Genomic DNA, 567 nt, shown 5'->3' on the forward strand with positions numbered 1-567 from the left:
TTAGCCCGCCAACTCATCAACTCAAAAACTTAAAATCTTTATTTTTATTTTACAACGACACGTTATTTTTCACTCCGTTCTAGCGAAAATCGGGGTTAAAAAGTAGGTAAAACACTACCGTTTCTTGCTTTTCACTTCTCCTAACGTGTCTGTTTTTAAGAAAAAACCTGCATTTTGCACGCTTTTGCCTTTCCAGAATGGTTGCCAACTCATCATTTTTCAGGCCCAATTTCCCGCTTTTAGACCCTAAAATCCCACTTTTTAACCACAATTTTGCCCTTTTCAGCCATGTTTTTCATGATTCTAAAAGGTTTTGTTTATACCATTGCGGTGCATTTTTATGCGTTTTGCCTTGCATTTAGCACCATTTTACCTTGCGTTTAGCACCAAAACGCGCTGCGTTTAGCACCAAAACGCACTGCATTTAGCACCAAAACACACTGCGTTTAGCACCAAAATGCGCTGTATTTAGTAGCAAAACACACTTCATTTTGCCGCAAAAAGCCCGAAAACGGGTGTTAGTGGCAGTCAGCTTAAATAAAAATTCATTTTGACTGCATGCACAAC

The organism is Prevotella sp. HMSC073D09, assembly GCF_001814145.1.
In the GTDB taxonomy this organism is placed as follows: domain Bacteria; phylum Bacteroidota; class Bacteroidia; order Bacteroidales; family Bacteroidaceae; genus Prevotella; species Prevotella conceptionensis.